Genomic DNA, 18,584 nt, shown 5'->3' with positions numbered 1-18,584 from the left:
TGCTCCAACCAAATGAAAAAGCCCGCGTCATGCGGGCTTCTTCATTTGGTCATCATTCTGAGCGAAGCGAAAGAATCTCAGTATTTCGCCTGTCGCGCCAGTTAAGCGACCCCAATCACCGTGCAGAGCTCCTTCACCGCATCGGCACTCTTGTTCAGCGCAGCCTGCTCTTCAGGCGTCAGCTTGATCTCGATGATCTGCTCCAACCCCTTCGATCCCAGCTTGCACGGCACACCGACATAAAGCCCGGAGATGCCATACTCGCCCTGCAGATAAGCTGCGCAGGGAAGAATCTTCTTCTTGTCCTTCAGAATCGCCTCGACCATCTCGACGGCAGCCGCCGACGGAGCATAGTAAGCCGAGCCCGTCTTCAGGTATTTGACGATCTCCGCGCCGCCATTGGCCGTGCGCGTCTCCAGCTCTTTCAGGCGATCAGCCGGAATCAACTCCGTGATCGGAATTCCAGCCACGGTCGAGTAGCGCGACAGCGGAACCATCGTGTCGCCATGGCCACCAAGCACGAACGCCGTCACATTCTCGACCGAAACCTTCAACTCCTCGGCAATGAATGTGCGGAAGCGAGCCGAATCCAACACACCCGCCATACCGATCACGCGCTCACGCGGCAGCCCCAGCTTCTTGAACGCCGTCTGTGCCATCGCATCTAGCGGGTTCGAAACGATGATGAAGATTGCGTTCGGCGAGGCCGCCAGCGCCTTGCCCGCAACATCGCTCATGATGTTGAAGTTCGTATTCAACAGGTCGTCGCGGCTCATGCCCGGCTTACGCGCAATGCCAGCCGTAATCACTACGATGTCCGAGTTCGCCGTGTCTGCATAGTCGTTCGTGCCGATCACCGACACGTCGCGCTTCTCGATCGGCAGCGCCTCCAGCAGATCCAGCCCCTTGCCCTGCGGCACACCCTCAACAACGTCGATCAAAACAACATCGGCAAGTTCCTTCGAAGCAATCCAATGAGCAGCAGTAGCCCCAACATTTCCAGCACCGACAATCGTTACCTTCTTACGCATCTCTTCTCCTTGCGGCAAAATCTTTATGGCTGTCATTCATATTGAAGCGGAGGAGTCTGCTTTTCATCAGACTCCTCTCTTCAACAACATTACTTAGACATATTCTCAATCATCCGAGTCGCGAACTCGCTCGTCTTCGCCTTCGTCGCGCCCTGCATTCCTCGCTCGAAGTCGTACGTGACAAATTTCTGTCCGATCGTCTTTTCCATCGACTTCTCAATCAGACGTGCAGCCTCCGTCCAACCCATAAAGTCGAACAGCATCACGCCCGACAGGATCACCGAACCCGGATTGATCACGTCCTTGTCCGCATATTTGGGCGCCGTTCCATGCGTCGCTTCGAACACGGCATATCCATCGCCAATGTTTCCGCCCGGAGCAATTCCAAGTCCACCCACCTGAGCCGCAGCAGCGTCGGAGATGTAGTCGCCGTTCAGGTTCGTCGTAGCCAGAACGCTGTAGTCCTCAGGCCGCAGAATGATCTGCTGGAAGATCGAATCGGCGATCCGGTCGTTGACCAGGATCTTCTTCTTCCATTTGCCATCGCCATGCGATGCGCCGATCGAAGCGATCACCTGCTTCACCTCGGCCACAACACCTTCGCCAAACTCCTTCGCGGCAAACTCGATTCCCGGCTCGATCAGTGCGGCGTTCTCCTCAGGTGTCAGGTTCGGATTCGCCTCAAGGTTCCCAAGAATCCAGCTCTCGCGCTCCGTCACCGTCTGGTCGCGAAACTCCTGCGACGCAACCTCGTATCCCCACTCGCGGAACGCGCCCTCGGTGAACTTCTGGATGTTGCCTTTGTGCACCAGAGTGACAACCTTGCGATTGTTATCCAGCGCATACTGAATTGCTGCGCGGACCAGGCGCTTCGAGCCCGTGATCGAGATCGGCTTCACGCCCACGCCGGAATCCGTACGGATCTTCTTCTTGCTGCCCTTCAGCATCTCGTCATTCACGAAGCTGATGAACTTCGCCGCCTCCGGCGTTCCCTCGCGGAACTCGATGCCCGCGTAGATGTCCTCCGTGTTCTCGCGGAAGATGACAACATCTAGCTTCTCGGGGTGCTTTACCGGGCTCGGTACGCCAGCGTAATACTTCACCGGACGAACGCACTGATACAGGTCCATCAGCTGCCGCAGAGCCACATTCAGCGAGCGAATACCTCCGCCTACTGGTGTGGTCAGCGGCCCCTTGATCGACACGCGATAGTCCACCGTCGCCTTCACCGTATCATCGGGAAGCCAGTTCTGCGTCTGGCGGTACGCCTTCTCGCCGGCCAGCACCTCGAACCACTTCACCGCGCGCTTGCCGCCATAGGCCTTCTCCACCGCCGCGTCGAACACACGCTGCGAGGCCTTCCAGATATCGCGTCCCGTGCCATCGCCTTCAATAAACGGGACGATCGGGTTATCGGGAACCGTGTACTTTCCGTTGGCATACTGAATCGGCGCGCCGTCCTTGGGCACCGCAATCCCGTTGTAGCTCTCCTGCATAACTAAATCGTCTCCCCTCATAGGTGATGAGAAAACCAAACTATCATCCACAAAGAAGCTCTGGCAATATTCGCACGATGAATACGATAATCGAACATCGCCACACGCTCTGACGCCCGCAAAGGCATTAAGAAAAATCCTACTTCACCAGGTAGTAATCCACCGTCGCCACCACGCGAACCTTTTTCATGATGCTCGCATCCGGCCCCTGCCCGCCGCCGCCCCCACCGTCTTCGCCTGGCGCCACTCCACTCCCCGCATCCGCTGCCGATATGGAAAACACGCCTTGATTCGCTGACCGGATCGATCCAACCTCACTTCCCGAATCCGCCGCAAAGCGATCCGCAGACGCGCGCGCATTCTTCGTCGCCTCTGTAATCATGTCCGGTTTGAGCGCATTCAGACCGTTGAAGACGTAACGAATTCCCTGCCCATACCCGCCCACCACGATGATGCCCGCCTGCAGCAGCTGCGCCGTCTTCTGCCCCGCCTTCGCGATCTTATCCACATCGTTCGAACTCACCGTCACCGTCTGCTGCACGATATACCGCGGGCCCGCGCTCACATTCCCACCATATTCGTTGGCCTGCTTATCCGTAACCTGAATCTGCCCTACCGAAATCTCCTGCGGAGTGATTCCCTGCTCAGCAAAAAACTTCAACACTGCGCCACGGTCCTCTTCGCTCTTCGCATACACCTGCTGCAGATCGTTGCCCGTCTCCTTGAACGTGACGGGCCAAACCGCGCTATCGGACTTGACCGTCCGCTCTACCAGCCCCTTCACGGTCACATACCGATCAGCCAGCCGCGTCTCCTTGATCTCTTTTCCCAGCAGCCACCCGCCAAGCACCAACCCCAAAAGGAGGCACCCACCCAGCACCGCCGAGGCTCTCACCTCTAGCCCACTCCATACATCATTCATAGGCAAGCATCTCCACTCCAGACAAACATCAATTCAATTGAGTCATCTCTGAGATTCCCAGGCTCCTGATGGTACCGCAAGTTCCTCCATTCGCGAGAAACAAGTCGGCAGAAAGATGTGTTGCGGCCATGTCTGTCAGAGATCCCATCATCTGCAGGGTCGATCCATCATCCATATCGAAGGTCAGGGTCACCCGGTTGCCGTCGATTTCACTAAGTGATTTCGTGCTGATCGCACCCGAAGTAAAGCACCTTAGGCCCTCAACCTGAATACTGCCGGAGAGAGCCGCATTGCTATAAGCTACCTCTCCGGTAAGCGGGTTGGTCGTGCTAGCTCCCTGCTGCAAGGTCATCCTGACCATCGCCGAGACCTGCTGGGACAGTCCGGTCTTCACGCCTGGAATCGTGAAACTGCGGTTTCCTGCAAACACTCCAGACATAGCCTGAATGGAACTTGCTGTAAATGGCCCGGAGAACTTGCCACTGCAGCTTGGCGTGTCCACGGAAAGGTTGTAGCTGCCCGACCAAGACCCCTGGCTCGTCGTCGGTACACTTCCCTGTACTGAAAAAGCAGTCCCTGACGCCGAGATCGCGCTCGGCAACTGTGCCGTAAAACTTCCGTCCGACAAAACTGTACCCGCAATGCGTTGGCCAAATTGATCATCAGCCGGGAGGTATTGTCACAACGAACACTCGCAAATCCTCCGGCCCTGATACTTGAACCGGACACATCAAAGGTCATCGTCACCGCCGGATCCGTGATCGGCCCCCTACACTCGGAAGCATCCCCGTGAGGAGCCAGTTCCCCGTGAGTGTCTTTGTATCGAGCGGTGCAGCCGGAACCGATTTGCCTGACCTTCCACAACCGCACAGCGCCAGGACTATCCCAAACATCAAGCTAAACTTACGAAGCCAGGGGTTCATACCGGCCTAACCTTAGCATGGATCGGGGAGACCGTTCGTTAGCTTTGTTATCAACAAGAAAGGCCCCGGTTCTTTTCCGGGGCCTTTCGTAATTATCGTGAAACCAGAGCCTAGAAGATGTTCCAGAGCAGCTGGTTGTAAACGTCGTGGTGGAACTGCACCTCAGGTGCCTTCACAATCGTTCCCAGCAGCCGTGGGCAGCGATCCGCCGAAGCCTGCTTCAGGTCCGCATAACGTCCCTTTACATCCGCTCCCAGCAGCTTCGTGGTCCAGTCCGCGCCGCGGAAGTGCTCAATCGCGGTGTAGATGTTGTCCGGCAGATAACGCTCGGCCTGACGAAGGTTCTTGATCTTCGAGGTGTCGCCATGCAGGCCACTCTTGAAGATCGAGTACAGCACCAGGTACGGATTCGCATCCGGCCCTACAGAGCGCACCTCAACACGGGCCGACTTCTCATTGCCGATCGGAATACGAATCATCGATCCGCGATCCACAGCCGATGCCTTGATCTGATTCGGAGCCTCGAAATGAGGATCGAGACGACGATACGCATTCACGCTCGCGTTCAGCAGCAGGCACAGGTCGTTGCCATGCGTCAGAATGCGGTCCGTGAACTGCCATGCCATCCGCGAGACCTTCTCCTCGCCCTTCGGATCCCAAAACAGGTTCTTGCCGTTCTTCGTGATCGAAACGTTCGTGTGCATACCCGAGCCGTTCACGCCCACAACCGGCTTCGGCAGGAAGCTCGCGGTCATGCCCATCTGGGTAGCAATCTGGCGGCAGATCAGCTTGTACAGCTGAATCTGGTCAGCGGCTGCAACCACTTCGCCGTAGGTATAGTTGATCTCGAACTGCGAAGGCGCAACCTCAGGGTGGTCCTTCTCGTTCTCAAAGCCCATCGCGCGCTGTACTTCGGCGGACGTGTCGATAAACTCGCGCAGCGGGTCGCCCGGCAAAGAGTGGTAATAGCCGCCCTTGTTGACGTACTCAAACACGCCCGTATCGTGGAACTTGCGCTCCGCGTCGATTCCCTCGAACAGGAAGCCTTCGATCTCGTTGGCCGCATTCAGCGTGTATCCCTGCGTGCTGAACATCTCATTCGAGAACTCCTTCAGCACGCCGCGAATGTCCGCGCTGTAGGTTCCGCCGTTCTTATCGATCACCTCGCCGAACACCAGGACCTTGCCCGGTCCGAAGACGTCGGCCGGAGCCCAGTAAAACGCGCTCCAGTCGATTCCCAGACGCAGATCGCTCTCACGCTGAGCCGTAAAGCCGCGGATCGACGATCCGTCGAACGTCAGGTTGTCATAGCTCTTCACCAGGAACTTCTTGTCATAGTCCAGCATGTGCAGCCGGCCTTCGAGGTCGCTGAACAGCACCGTAACCGCCTTGATGCGGCGCTCATCGGTCAGGTACTTGAGCCGTTCTTCCTGGATGACGTCGGCAGCAACGCGCTTCCGGCGCTGCTCCTTGGCCTGCAGGTTGAGGTCCTCGAGTTCTGAGTAAGAAAGTTCCAGGTAATCACGTAATTCGCTCAACGTCTTTTGCTCCTTCTGCAATGAGATACACGACTGGCATGGTCGGCTGACAGGATCGTTTGGGGATGATGGAGAAATGGATCCGCTGGCGTCGCGGGCAGAAGACCCTACGTCCACCTTAACAGAAAGTTACACAGGAAATAAAGAGAGGTCCACCCTTTCCATCCTGAAAGCACCGCTTTTCACCGCACCATCGGCCCACCATCGGCGTAGGACGCTTCGTCCGCTGCTTGCCGTTCCCGCCCGCAATAAAGATCCCGCCAATCGCAGAACGCCTCCACAACCTCACGGCACAACCTCTATAAAATAGAGCTATAGCCATGACGAACAATCACTCGAGCACTCCCGCCGGAATCAAGCGCGTCGCCCTCATCCAGATGTCCTGCGATCCGGACACAAAGCTGAATCTCGACAAGGCCGCCGAACGCGTCTACGAAGCCGCCCGCCAGGGAGCCACCCTCGTCTGCCTGCCCGAGCTCTTCCGCGCTCAATATTTCTGCCAGCGCGAAGACCACGACCTCTTCGGCCTCGCCGAGCCCATCCCCGGACCTTCCACCGACGTCCTCACCCGCGTCTGCAGCGAGACCGGCGTCGTCCTCGTCGCCAGCTTGTTCGAGCGCCGCGCGCCCGGCCTCTACCACAACACCGCCGTCACCATCGAGAAGGACGGCCGCATCGCCGACATGTATCGCAAGATGCACATCCCCGACGACCCGCTCTACTACGAGAAGTTCTACTTCACCCCCGGCGACCTCGGCTTCAAGGCCACGCAAACCACCTCCGGCCCCATCGGTACACTCGTCTGCTGGGACCAGTGGTACCCCGAAGGCGCCCGCCTCACCGCCCTCCGCGGAGCCGAGGTCCTCTTCTTCCCCACCGCCATCGGCTGGCACCCCTCCGAGAAGGATGAGTTCGGCGACGCCCAATACTCCGCCTGGCAGACCGCCCAGCGCGCCCACGCCATCGCCAACGGAGTCTTCGTCTGCGCCGTAAACCGCGTAGGCCATGAGCATGGCGACGTGAAGTTCAAGGTCACCGCCGCCGACGGCAACCCCGCCACAGTCGAGCTCCACGGCCCCGGCGACCACACCCCACAATCAGGCCTCGAGTTCTGGGGAGGCAGCTTCATCGCCGACCCCTTCGGCCGCATCCTCGCCCAGGCCTCTTACGACAAAGAAGAGATCCTCATCGCCGACCTCGACTCCAAACTCATCGAAGTAACCCGCCAGCACTGGCCCTTCCTACGCGACCGCCGCATCGACGCCTACGAAGGCATAGCCAAACGCTTTTTGGACTAGATATGGATTGTCACAGCCAACTTTCGGCAGCTCTCGCTTCCATCCGCTACACGGAAGGCGTTCTGGCATGTCCAGGCGAATATTGTGCGATTCGCGGCAAAAGGCCACGTGACGGACGACTTACCTGTTGAAGCCATTTAGAAATGTCTCTACTTTTGCCAAGTAGAAATGCTGTATACACCATTTTCAAAACGAAAATGTGTCAACCTGGAGTTAGTGTGTCTTTGCGATTTACCTATAAACAGCAGGAAATAACGGGTTGTCAAAACGAATACGGGATGTGGGTTTGGAGCCGCAGCGTCAGGAGTAGATTAAGGATGACTCCCAAATGAGCGTCGCCGAGCTGGCTCTACGAAAAGTTGAGGAGTCAATTCGGCCCTTGGCTGGAGAATTACAATTCAGTCCACGTCCAGGTGAGAGATCTCGCTGGTCAACGAATCGTATCTTTCTCGGTCAATAGTTCGGACAATAAAGGTGTGGTCGTCTTTCTCGATGAAGACCTGGCTCGAGCTAGGCGCACCGACGTCCACGCCAATCAGCTTCGTAGGTTGGATGTCGATTGGGCATCTCTCTCCTCCTTCCTTTTGACCAGCGCTGTGCTCCAATTCGGGCGACGGTGAAGGAGGATGGAGACGGTGCTCCAGCATCATGCGAATCGGCTCGAAGTGCGATTCTTGCAACTGGCGATGAGGGCTTTGAGTTCGTCGCGAGTGTCATGGTGGAGAAAGAATAGCGCGATGATAGCGCATCATAAAGGACATTGTTCTGAGAATAGGTCGGTCTACTCGCCTGCCAGCGTGGGGTAACCAAGCTTCTTCAGACAGCGTAAGTGGTAGCGAGCGCGCTCTTCCTGTCGTTGTGTTTCTTCGGTCAACTGTGCTTCGCGGTAGGGTGATCGCGTCGAGAGAACTGCGTGGACTGTGATCAGCAGGGTATGGCCAAGTGCAACGATGGCGCGCTTGTTTCCGCAGCGAACACGCAGAGCATGATAACGAGCCTGGAGTCGTGAACCCTTTCGGTTGGTGGCCGCCCAAGCGCTCTGTGTGAGCGTACCCTTGAGCCAGACGTTTCCTCGGTTTGTGCGAACACTCTTCTTTACGCCGGCGCTTTCGTGGTTGGCGGGACATAGGCCTGCCCAGGAGCTGAGCTGCGCGGCGCTTGGGAACTGCTGCATGTCGGCGCCGACTTCGGCCAGGATGCTTGCGGCGGATTCTTCCTTGATGCCGGGGATGCTCTGCAGCAGCTGAAACGCTTCCGCGAGAGCCGGGTCTTCCATTCGGCGCAGGATCTCCTGACTGAGCGCCTCTACCTCTTCTTCCAGGAACTGCAGATGCCGGAGGGCATGGCGGATCAAGAAGCGCTGATGATCGGTGAGGCGATGGCCGGCGATGGATGCGGCGATCTGCGGGATCTTCATCCTGGCCTTCTTCTTGGCCAGCTCCGCGATCTGTTCTGCGCTCAGATGGCCGTCGAGCAGTGCTTGGAGCATGAGGCGGCCGGATACACAGAAGACATCCGACAGCACGTCCCCCAGCTTGACGTTGGCATCCTCGAGGACTTTTTGCACGCGATTGCGCTCGCGGGAGTTTTCCCCGATCAACTGCCGACGCCGACGGGTCAGATCCCGCAGCTCGCGGATAGCGAGTGGCGGGATAAAGCTTGGCCGGATCATGCCGTGACGGAGAAGATGCGCCAGCCAGCGGCTGTCGTTCGGATCGGTCTTGTGCCCGCGCCGGTTCTGCACGTCCGCAGCGTTGGCAAGAATCACCCGGACGTGCGCCTCGAGCAGGTTGAAGGCCGGCTTCCAGTAGCTCCCCGTGCTCTCCATCACGGCGTGGGTGCACCCCTCGCTAACCAGCCAGGCGGCCAGCCGGTCGAGCTCACTGACGATGGTGCCGAACTTCTTGATCTGCGTCCGTGGTTCGTCCTTGGCGCCGCCGGTCATCACGCAGACCAGCACGAACTTCTTGCCGACATCGATGCCGGCACACCGCTCAATCACTGCTTCGATCAACGCTCCTCCTTGCGGACAAGCAGCCGGCGGCGATCAGGGCATATTGTTCTACGGGCTCAGAAGAGGCACCAGTCAGGTGTACGTAAGCCGCCGGCGGGTCAGATTATCATTCGGGGTCAAACCACCAATAAGTCCGCGACCCTTTTGCCTGTGCGCAAGAAAATTCTCTCCGGCCGACTAACGCCGGTCAAGGCAGATCTTCTCATCCTCAGGTGCGGCCGCTCCGCGGCCATCCGGGATTATCATGCGTGAAAAGATCTCCCACATGGTAATGCCTTCCGTCCTCACTCCGCCATCGTCAGCCCTCCTCCGGTTCGATCTTCGCTGCCTGCTCCGGCTCAGGCCCGGTCGCCCGCGCCGCCGTCCGAACCGCCTCCATGCGCTCTCGCGCCCGCTGCATCTTCGACCCGTCAGCCCGCTCGCTACAGACGGCCACCGTCTCGCTGTGGCCGAGAAGGACGAGCACAGAGGCTTGTCGGGCGTTCACAACGGCACGCAAGCTTCTGATTCCAAGCAAGGCGCTCCATGACCTTGTATCGCTTTTGGGATCTACCGATGCGGAGTCTGTCGTAACAATGCCGCGTCAGCTTTCGCTGGTTCAATGCACTACTGTCGCTATACCGTAAGGCACTTTAGCTTTTGGCGAATTTACCGACTACAGGCAAATGACTCCACGTTCTCCTAGGCCTTATGGCCTATTCGATGAAAACCAGCCCCAAAAAGTGGTCAGACCGATGGTGTCTGCCTCACGGGCTCTCTGCCGTTTGAATTCTTCAAATTGTGAAGCGCATTCGTGTATGGGTGTAATTCTTATGCAGAATAGTCCCTCCTGATTCGTGATCTCGACAGCCTGTCTACAAGGAATTGATACGGCCAATTTTTACTATTGGAGAATATTTTCCTATTGACACTTCTAATTTGCGCCCCATAGAGTTCTCTCCGAAAGAAAGCCAGCCTTACCGACCCCTTGGAGGATCTATGAGATACATGATGAGCGCTCTGAAGAAGCGCGAACCCCTGACAAGACCATTTCAAAACGACAAGAGAGCTCGTCTGTTCTTTGTCTTTCTGCTGGTCCTGCTCGCTTTTATGCCAATGGGCCTGAAGGCTCAAACCGGTGGAGAGGCCGGAATTCAGGGTACGGTGACCGATGCCGAGGGCGCGGCAATTCCTAATGCGACCGTAACCGTCACGAATGACGCTACCGGTGTGGCTCTCACGCGACAGACGACCGGCGATGGACTCTACACCGTGTCACCGATTCTTCCGGGCAGCTACACGGTGCGCGTCAAGGCACAAGGCTTTAGTGACTATGTTCAGAAAAACCTCACCGCAAATGCTCTGTCTATGACGGCTCTCAATATTTCGATGAAGGTCGGAGCGGCGGATACGACAGTTGAAGTGACGGATGCTCCCCCACAACTGGTAACCACCAACGCGACCCTTGGACTCACGGTGGAGAACACCACCTATGCGAACCTTCCGCTGGCCATGAATGGCCAGCAGCGCGATCCGACCTACGTTGCACAGCTTTCACCGGGTGCCACGGCCGGCGCACGTCTGCCGATCATCGGAGGCACGGGCAACTATCTGGGACAGCTTTACCTCGACGGCCTTCCGGCGCAAACCGTGAGCCAACAAGGGGACAACCGCCTGGTATCGCAGGCCGTAACCGTTGATGCTATCGATCAGATCCAGGTCGTCACCAGCACGCCCCCAGTGGAGTATGCCGGCGCGGGCGCGTCGAACTTCACGATGAAGTCGGGAGGCCTGAAGTATCACGGCTCCGTGAAGGATTTTATCCGGAATACTTCGCTTGATGCGTGGCCCTTCAGCGGCAAGACTAGAAATGCAGCGGGGCAGCTTGTTTCGCAAAAGCCTGTCGATCACCAGAACGAGCTTTCCGTCACGCTGGGTGGCCATGTTCCCGGCACCAAGCGGGTCTTCTTCTTCTTTGCTTATGACCGATATCACAACCGTACACAGGCAAATCCAACGACTTTCACGATTCCCAGCGTGCTTCAACGAAACGGCGATTTCACGGAGCTGAACGGCGGCGTCGGCACCGGCGGCCTTACAGGTATTGGACCGGATAATCCGGCATTTCTTTTCGACCCGACCTCCACAACCTGCAGCAATGGTGTGTGCACACGAAGGCCGTTTCAGGGAATGAAGAATGGCGTTGCTACTAACAATGTCATCCCGGATAGTTACATCTCTCCGATCGCGAAGGCGCAGCAGCAGTTTTTGCCCGATCCGACGAATCCTTCCACTCTAACCAACAACTACTCGGCCGGCCTGGCGAGGGGCTTTAATAATCATCTCTATAACTATCGCGTCGATTTCCAGATAACTCCCGATCACCGCATTTCGACGGTAGGCGTCATGGGGACGGTCAATTACCTTAATAACTACAACTTGCCCTACTTACCGCTACCGTATACGGGTGGCACCCTCGCGAATATCTTTCCAAAGGTCTTCGATGTTCAGGATGCCTTTACCATCTCGAACACAATGGTGAATCAGCTGAAGTTTGGGTATGTGCGCTTCTTTCAGAACATCCAGAATCCGACTCAGAACGACTCCAGGTATCAGATCGGTGGGCTTGGGATCACTAATCTTCCTGCAGGTCAGGCAGGACAGAATTTCCCCGCGGCAACCTTTGCCAGTACCGGTCGATTCGGCAACCCGATCCAAACATGGCAGGCAGCACAGGGCACGACCCCTAGCAGCACCACCTCCACCCAACAGACAACGCCAAATAACTACACCGTGCTGGACAATCTTCAGTGGGTCAAAGGAGCTCACACGTTGACCTTTGGCATCACCATTCAGTGGCAGCAGATCAATAATGCGAATCCCGCAACTTACACAGGAGTTTTGAATTTGCCCTACAACGCGAATTCAACCGCTAACTTTGCTGGAAGTTCTCTATCTCCAAACACCTCTGGTCATTCCTACGCAAGCTTCCTGCTGGGCGCTGTAGCTCCGATTTCTCTCGGCCTGCAGCCGGTCAGCGAAGTTGGAGGACGATACCGAACGATCGCTCCTTATGTGGGAGACACCTGGAAGATCAACTCCAAGTTCACACTTGATGCCGGTCTTCGTTGGGACTATCTCCCTCCCTATCGTGAGGTCAAGGACCGCTGGAGCTTCCTGAACCCCGACCTCACGAACCCCGCGACAGGGACTCCGGGAGCAATTCAATTTGCAGGAAACTATGGTGGACCGGGGGTCAGTTGCAATTGCCGCACTCCCGTACAGACCTACTGGAAGAACTGGGGCCCGCGTGTAGGCCTTACGTTTGCCCCCGACGACAGAACGGTATTTCGTGCCGGTATCGGCCGTGTTTATTCACAGGGTGGTGGCGTCGGCGGCCGCGGCGGCGCGTTCGGTGGAACTGGCCAGCTCGGTTTCAATACGACGGCTGCTTCTCCGGCTGAGAGTATCTCCGGCGCAGCGGCGGGACCATCCTTTTATCTAAATAACAGCCCCTATTTTCAATCCATCGGCCTCGCAAACACCTCGCTCTTCGGTCCTGGATATGTCTATCCTACCGCCCCCGTCCCTGGCATCGCATCTCAAGCGTTGAATGCCGGAAACTACGTGAGCAACGGTCGAATCGTGACAGCCAGCAGTGTGTCTTATGCGGATCCGTATTTCTCCAGCCGCGCTCCGAATTTTATGTTTTACAACGTGGGCATGCAGCGCGCTCTTACCAACAATCTGACGCTTGGCATCAACTACGTCGGCAATCAAAGCCATCACCTTATCAATTCCACCAATACAGGAGGAGGTGCCCGCGGGTATTGGTCGAATCAACTCAACCCGGTATACCTTGCCGGCCTCGGCAGTCAGGTTGGAACCAGCCTGAATGGCGGCAATGTGCCTCTATTGCAGGCTCCGGCAACGCCGCAGAATGTTGCGAGGGCACAGGCTGCAATGTCAGGAATCAACATTCCGGCATATTTTCAGACGGCGGCGGCGGCTGGCGACGGCGCGGCGACTATTACGCAGGGCCTGGTTGCCTTTCCGCAATATAGTGGCGTAACGGACACCTGGGGCAATGTCGGCAACTACAGCTATAACTCTCTCCAGGTCACGATGGAACAGAGAATGTATCGCGGCCTGACGTTCCAAATGAATTACACATGGTCGCGCAACGTCGGAAACGACGGGACAAACCGTAGCGGCTTCGATATCCCAGCAGCAGCGATCTCGGGAGGCACACAAAGCTATCACCAAGGCAGAATCGAAAGATCGCAGACCGTCGTCAACAGTCCACACATTATTAATGCATTCGGTGTCTGGAGTCTTCCCTTCGGCAAGGGACACATGGGCGGCAGCAGCTGGATCGGCAGAGCGCTTGCGAGTGGGTGGCAGCTATCGGGCATCTACACGTACTCATCCGGTACTCCGGTTCTCGTGACCTACGGTGGTTGCAACTCACCTGGCCAGGGGCAGTGTATGCCCGACCTGAACCCCAACTTCTCCGGAAATGCTCGCATCAATGGCAGCTTCGGTACCGGGCCGAACGGACGCACCGCATGCAACCTGGGACAGGGTATCGGGTGCACGGCGGTCAAATACTTCGACACGAATGGCTTCAAGGCTCCAGCAGTCATTTCGCCAGCGGGTGTCACGGCGATCAATCTGTTGGGCAATGCTCCCCGAACCGGGGCGCTGCACCTTACCAATCCCGGCGCGCAAAATGTAGACACGGCGATCAAGCGATCGTTCGCTCTGCCGCGCGAGGGGATGGCGTTCCTCGTAGAAGTGGACTGCTTCAACACCTGGAACCACACGATCTTCAATGCCCCCAATGCGGTCTGGGGATCTGCGGCTTTCGGCACCATCGGCTCGGTAAGAAACAATCCTCGTGCATTCATGCTCGCGGGCCACATTACCTTCTAAATCCTGCCTGGCGTGAACTGGATTCGCGCCAGGCACCCCCTCCAAAGTTGAGCAGCACCAGAAAGGATCAAACGAATGAAGTTTTCGTCTGCGCAAAATATCTTGTTCACCGTTTCCCTTGCGATCCTGTCTTACCCCGTCGCAATTGCGCAGGCTCGTCAGGACACTCGGCCGCCCGACAAGATGCCCACGCAGGAAGAGTTAAAAAACCCGCCCAAGACATGGATCGATAAAGATACCGGCCATCGCGTTACACGACTTACCGACGAGCCTGGATCCGCGAGTTTTTACTTCAATGTAAACGGCTACACGCCCGATGGCACAGAGATGGTCTACACAACTAACGAGGGCATCAATGTTCTGAATCTCAAGACCCATGCTACGCGCAATGTCGTGAAGGGCAAGGTTCGAACCATGGAGGTAGGGCATAAAACCTCGACCATCTTTTATATAAAGACCGATGAAGACGCGATCTACAAGACTGACCTGAACACGGGTGCGACAAAGATGCTCGCCAAGGTTCCGTCTCGCGGCCGCGTTATCACGGTGAACGCGGATGAGACCCTAGCCGCCGGGACTTATGACGAAATCGACAAGCCTGACGAGCAATTTGGGCGCAACGGCGGTAAGGTCACTTCGCCCAGCAGCCCGCAGACGAGCCCATTGGACCAGGCCGCAAACAAAGGCGAGATGATGGAGAAAAGACTTGCAGCCCGGATCCCGCTCGTGCTCTTCTCGATCGACCTCACCGGAAGCGGAAAGATCACTCCCCTGCTCCACAGCACCGACTGGGTGAACCATCTGCTCTTTTCTCCCAGCGATCCAACGCTGCTCATGTACTGCCATGAAGGACCGTGGCAGAAGGTCGATCGCATCTGGACTATTCGCACAGATGGAACGCAGAACCAGTTGATGCATCAGCGCACGATGCCGGGTGAGATTGCCGGCCATGAGTTCTGGGGCAAGGATGGAGAGACAGTTTATTACGATCTGCAGACTCCTAAGGGAGAAGATTTCTGGCTCGCTTCACTCGACGTGAAGACGAAAAAGCGGATCTGGTATCACGTCCAACGCGATGAATGGTCGATTCACTTTAACGTCAATAAGGGGGCAACCCTGTTCACCGGGGATGGTGGTGATCCACGCCAGGTAGCGAAAGCGAAAGATGGAGAGTGGATTTATCTATTCCACCCGCAGATTCTAACCACCAATGGAATTACGAACGATAACTGGCCAACACCAGGGGTGCTTCACGCCGAACGGCTGATCAACATGTCGAAACACAATTACACCCTGGAACCGAATGTAAGCTTCACCCCCGACAGCAAGATGGTAATCTTCCGATCGAATATGTTCGGACCAACCTACGTCTTCGGAGTCGATGTAGACAAGGCGAAGTAAATCTTTTATTTGCGCACCGTCTTCGGCGAAGACTCCTTCCATGAAAACGACCTTCGTGGGAGTCTTCGCCTTTTTCCTCTCTTGAGGCCCCGAGCGCGTTCTGGGTAGATGACGGTCCATTCGGAAGAAACGTGCGTGGGTAGCCAAAGGCTACGGTTCGTTTCGCGGCACATGGCGAATCCTTGAGGGTATTGAAACAGCGAACATGATTCGAAAGGGACGAGTGAGGTGGTTAGCCAAAGACGATGCCAGGGCTCAAGCCCGCTTCATTGCAAACCTCTTCGGCATCGCTGCCTAGAAAATTAGTCTTCCGACCGATACACTCCCCTATCGATCTCTCTTCAATCAAACTTCGCAATGGAACCTGCATCGCTGTTCATTCTGCAATGAGATAGACGGATATGATGGCGGAGTGCGATTTCATCTGGCCAGCCTTGTGGAAGACTTTCGCCGGCACGCTGCGGAGGCTGCGGTGGTGGCTCATCGCGGCAATCGGCGCTATGCGACAACATACGGTGAACTCGCGGAGCTTGCAGGGCGGTCTGCTGCCGAACTCGATCGGCGCGGAATTGCCCCGGGTGAACGGGTTGTGCTCTGGGGTGAGAACTCGGCGGAATGGCTTGGCGTTTTCTTCGGCTGTCTGCTGCGGGGAGTGATCGCTGTTCCACTGGATGCGGCAGGTTCAAACGAGTTCGCCAACCGCGTCGTGAAAGATGTTTCGCCGAAGCTGATCGTGGGCGATCGCGGCCGGTTGGCTTCCATGGAAAGCGATGTTCCGCGGTTGTTGTTCTCAGAAGTAAACGTGCGATTGCCCGCCACGCCGATGTTCGCGGTGAGCGATGCCATCAAAGGGGAGACGCCGTTTCAGATCATCTTTACATCGGGCACAACTGCGGAGCCAAAAGGAATTGTTCTTACGCACCGCAATGTTCTTGCCAGCCTCGAGCCCATCGAGGCCGAGATATCCAAATACCTGAAGTACGAGCGGTGGGTGCATCCGTTGAGGTTCCTGCACACCCTGCCGCTGAGCCATGTCTTCGGGCAGTTCATGGGCATGTGGGTGCCTCCGTTGCTCGCGGCGGAGGTCCACTTTGGCGAACAGCTTGAGCCGTCGCGGATGACGGAGCTTATACAACGTGAGCGTATTTCGGTCCTGGTCACCGTGCCGCGCGTTTTGCATCTGCTCCGGACGCACCTGCTGGCGCGTTACGGTTCGCTCGCAGGAGACCTGGAACGGGCAAAGGACCTCTCAGTCTGGAAGCGGTGGTGGCGCTTTCAGCAGGTGCATCGCGCTCTCGGGTGGAAGTTCTGGGCAGTCATCTCGGGCGGAGCGACATTGCCCGCCGATCTGGAAGATTTCTGGAACAGGCTGGGTTTCGCGCTGATTCAGGGTTATGGGATGACCGAGACAACCGCGCTTGTGACGCTCAATCATCCATTTCGTATCGGACACGGAACAATCGGTAAGCCTCTGCCGGGCCGTGAGGTTCGCATCAGCGACGACGGCGAAATCTTGGTGCGCGGAGACATGTTGGCAGCAGCGACGTGGCAGGGAGGCACATTGCGTCAGCGCGAGGGCGAGTGGCTGGCGACCGGCGATCTGGCGGCGAAGGATGAGTCCGGCGAACTGCGGTTTCTCGGCAGAAAGGGTGAAGTGATCGTCACCGGTGCGGGGATGAACGTGCACCCCGCAGATCTCGAAGAGGCGGTGACGAAACTGCCCGGAGTACGCGGATGCGTCGTGGTGCCGTGTGAGACCATCAGCGGCCCAGAGCCGGTTGCAGTCGTGCTCTTTTCGGGGAGCGATTCCGACCTTGATGTACTTGTTGGTCAAGCAAACCGCGGGCTGGCAGAGCATCAGCACATCCGGCGAGCACTGAGATGGCCTCATCCGCAGTTCCCATATACCTCGACGGGGAAGCTGTTGCGCAGAGAGCTGGCAGAGTGGGTTTGTGCGACACTTTCGGGGGCTTCGGGGGTAGCCGAGGGAGCGGATGTGGTGCTCAACATGATTGCGGAGATCACGGGCGAGTCTCTCTCAGGCGCCAATGACCAGCTACGGCTGTCGGAGGATTTGCACCTGGACAGCCTGGGCCGTGTCCAGTTGCAATCGGCGCTGGAGCAGCGATTGGGCCTGGAACTCGAGGACGATGCCATCGTCGGGGTGGAGACGCTGGGCGATCTGCGGGCGTTGATGGATTGGAAAGAAGGAACGGCATCGCAGGCGGCGGGTACCTCGGCGGAGGCCGGTCCTGCTCCGGTGAGTCCCGCTGACGTGCCGGCGGCGGTGTCCCTGCCCCAGATGGCGTTCCCAAAAGAGCGGGATGCGTCTGAGCATGTGTTTCCGCGGTGGCCGTGGGGTTGGCCGATTCATGCAATTCGGGTTGCCTTCCTCGAACTCGTGATGCGCCCGCTGATCTGGGTGCTCGCCGCGCCACGGATAGTGCGCGAGACGCCGGATCTGCCGCTCAGGCCGGTACTCGTTATTGCGAATCATGTGACCGCCTACGACGGCGCGCTGATCTTGTACGCGCTGCCAGCAAGACTGCGGCGACGGGTTGCAATTGCAATGTCGGGTGAGGTGCTTATGGACCTTCGAAAGGGACGAAACCAGCAGAGCACGCTTCGCAACCTGCTCGCACCAGCTGGGTACTGGCTGGTGACAGCATTGTTCAATGTATTTCCTCTGCCGCGGCTGCGTGGGTTTCGAAAGAGTTTTGCGCATGCAGGCGAGACGATGGATCGAGGCTACTCCGTACTGATCTTTCCAGAGGGGACCCGGAGTCCCGATGGGCTGCTGCACCCGTTCAGGCCGGGGATCGGCCTGCTGGCGCAGCAGTCGCGCGTGCCCGTCGTGCCGGTAGCGTTGATCGGGCTGGGTGAGATGCGCGGAGGCAAGACTCGATGGTTCCGTTCCGGGCAGCTGGAGGTGCATGTAGGCGAGGCTGTAGCCGTTGAGGAAGGTGGAGCGCCCGCGCAACTGACCGCAAGGCTCGAGGAGAGCGTACGGCGGCTTCGATCCAAAGAATAGATCTGCGCGCTGTGTC

General features: G+C 57.4%; 11 protein-coding genes. 4 read left to right on the top strand and 7 right to left on the bottom strand.

Annotation, left to right across the window (positions count from 1 at the left end; all coding sequences use genetic code 11):
- Positions 1 to 101: 101 nt before the first annotated feature.
- From mdh to BDD14_RS23015, 5 genes are all read right to left on the bottom strand, one after another.
- Positions 102 to 1,031 carry a malate dehydrogenase gene (gene mdh, locus BDD14_RS23035; protein WP_130421600.1) on the bottom strand — a complete coding sequence of 310 codons (930 nt, stop codon included), beginning with the start codon at positions 1,029 to 1,031 and terminating at the stop codon, positions 102 to 104.
- A gap of 89 nt (positions 1,032 to 1,120) precedes the next feature.
- Entirely contained in the window at positions 1,121 to 2,527 is a 1,407-nt protein-coding gene (locus BDD14_RS23030) for an NADP-dependent isocitrate dehydrogenase (RefSeq protein ID WP_130421598.1), read from the bottom strand.
- A gap of 139 nt (positions 2,528 to 2,666) precedes the next feature.
- Positions 2,667 to 3,449: an SIMPL domain-containing protein gene (locus BDD14_RS23025; RefSeq protein ID WP_130421596.1), complete on the bottom strand. Its 783-nt coding sequence runs from the start codon at positions 3,447 to 3,449 to the stop codon at positions 2,667 to 2,669.
- A gap of 28 nt (positions 3,450 to 3,477) precedes the next feature.
- On the bottom strand, positions 3,478 to 3,879 hold the full coding sequence (locus BDD14_RS23020; protein ID WP_165420209.1) for a hypothetical protein: 402 nt from the start codon (positions 3,877 to 3,879) through the stop codon (positions 3,478 to 3,480).
- Between the two features lie 603 nt (positions 3,880 to 4,482).
- Positions 4,483 to 5,910 (bottom strand): glutamine synthetase family protein, encoded by a 1,428-nt coding sequence (locus BDD14_RS23015; RefSeq protein WP_130421592.1) that lies wholly within the window; start codon positions 5,908 to 5,910, stop codon positions 4,483 to 4,485.
- A 320-nt stretch (positions 5,911 to 6,230) separates the two neighbouring features.
- On the opposite strand from BDD14_RS23015, the gene BDD14_RS23010 reads away from it, so the two are divergent.
- Complete coding sequence (locus BDD14_RS23010; protein WP_130421590.1) at positions 6,231 to 7,208, top strand: carbon-nitrogen hydrolase; 978 nt, start codon at positions 6,231 to 6,233, stop codon at positions 7,206 to 7,208.
- 781 nt (positions 7,209 to 7,989) lie between these two features.
- Here BDD14_RS23010 and BDD14_RS23005 read toward each other — a convergent pair.
- The gene (locus tag BDD14_RS23005; protein ID WP_130421588.1) at positions 7,990 to 9,222 is read right to left on the bottom strand and encodes an IS110 family RNA-guided transposase; all 1,233 of its coding nucleotides are present in this window, start codon (positions 9,220 to 9,222) and stop codon (positions 7,990 to 7,992) included.
- A gap of 298 nt (positions 9,223 to 9,520) precedes the next feature.
- Entirely contained in the window at positions 9,521 to 9,739 is a 219-nt protein-coding gene (locus BDD14_RS23000) for a hypothetical protein (protein WP_130421586.1), read from the bottom strand.
- A 461-nt stretch (positions 9,740 to 10,200) separates the two neighbouring features.
- Here BDD14_RS23000 and BDD14_RS22995 point away from each other — a divergent pair, with 461 nt between their 5' ends.
- The 3 genes from BDD14_RS22995 to BDD14_RS22985 all read left to right on the top strand — a co-directional run bounded on the left by BDD14_RS22995 (position 10,201) and on the right by BDD14_RS22985 (position 18,568).
- Complete coding sequence (locus BDD14_RS22995; RefSeq protein ID WP_130421584.1) at positions 10,201 to 14,136, top strand: TonB-dependent receptor; 3,936 nt, start codon at positions 10,201 to 10,203, stop codon at positions 14,134 to 14,136.
- A gap of 75 nt (positions 14,137 to 14,211) precedes the next feature.
- The gene (locus BDD14_RS22990) at positions 14,212 to 15,537 is read left to right on the top strand and encodes an oligogalacturonate lyase family protein (protein ID WP_130421582.1); all 1,326 of its coding nucleotides are present in this window, start codon (positions 14,212 to 14,214) and stop codon (positions 15,535 to 15,537) included.
- Between the two features lie 412 nt (positions 15,538 to 15,949).
- The gene (locus tag BDD14_RS22985) at positions 15,950 to 18,568 is read left to right on the top strand and encodes an AMP-binding protein (protein ID WP_130421580.1); all 2,619 of its coding nucleotides are present in this window, start codon (positions 15,950 to 15,952) and stop codon (positions 18,566 to 18,568) included.
- Positions 18,569 to 18,584: the final 16 nt, after the last annotated feature.

The organism is Edaphobacter modestus (assembly GCF_004217555.1).
GTDB lineage: Bacteria > Acidobacteriota > Terriglobia > Terriglobales > Acidobacteriaceae > Edaphobacter > Edaphobacter modestus.
This window is presented reverse-complemented; position numbering and strand designations above follow the sequence as displayed.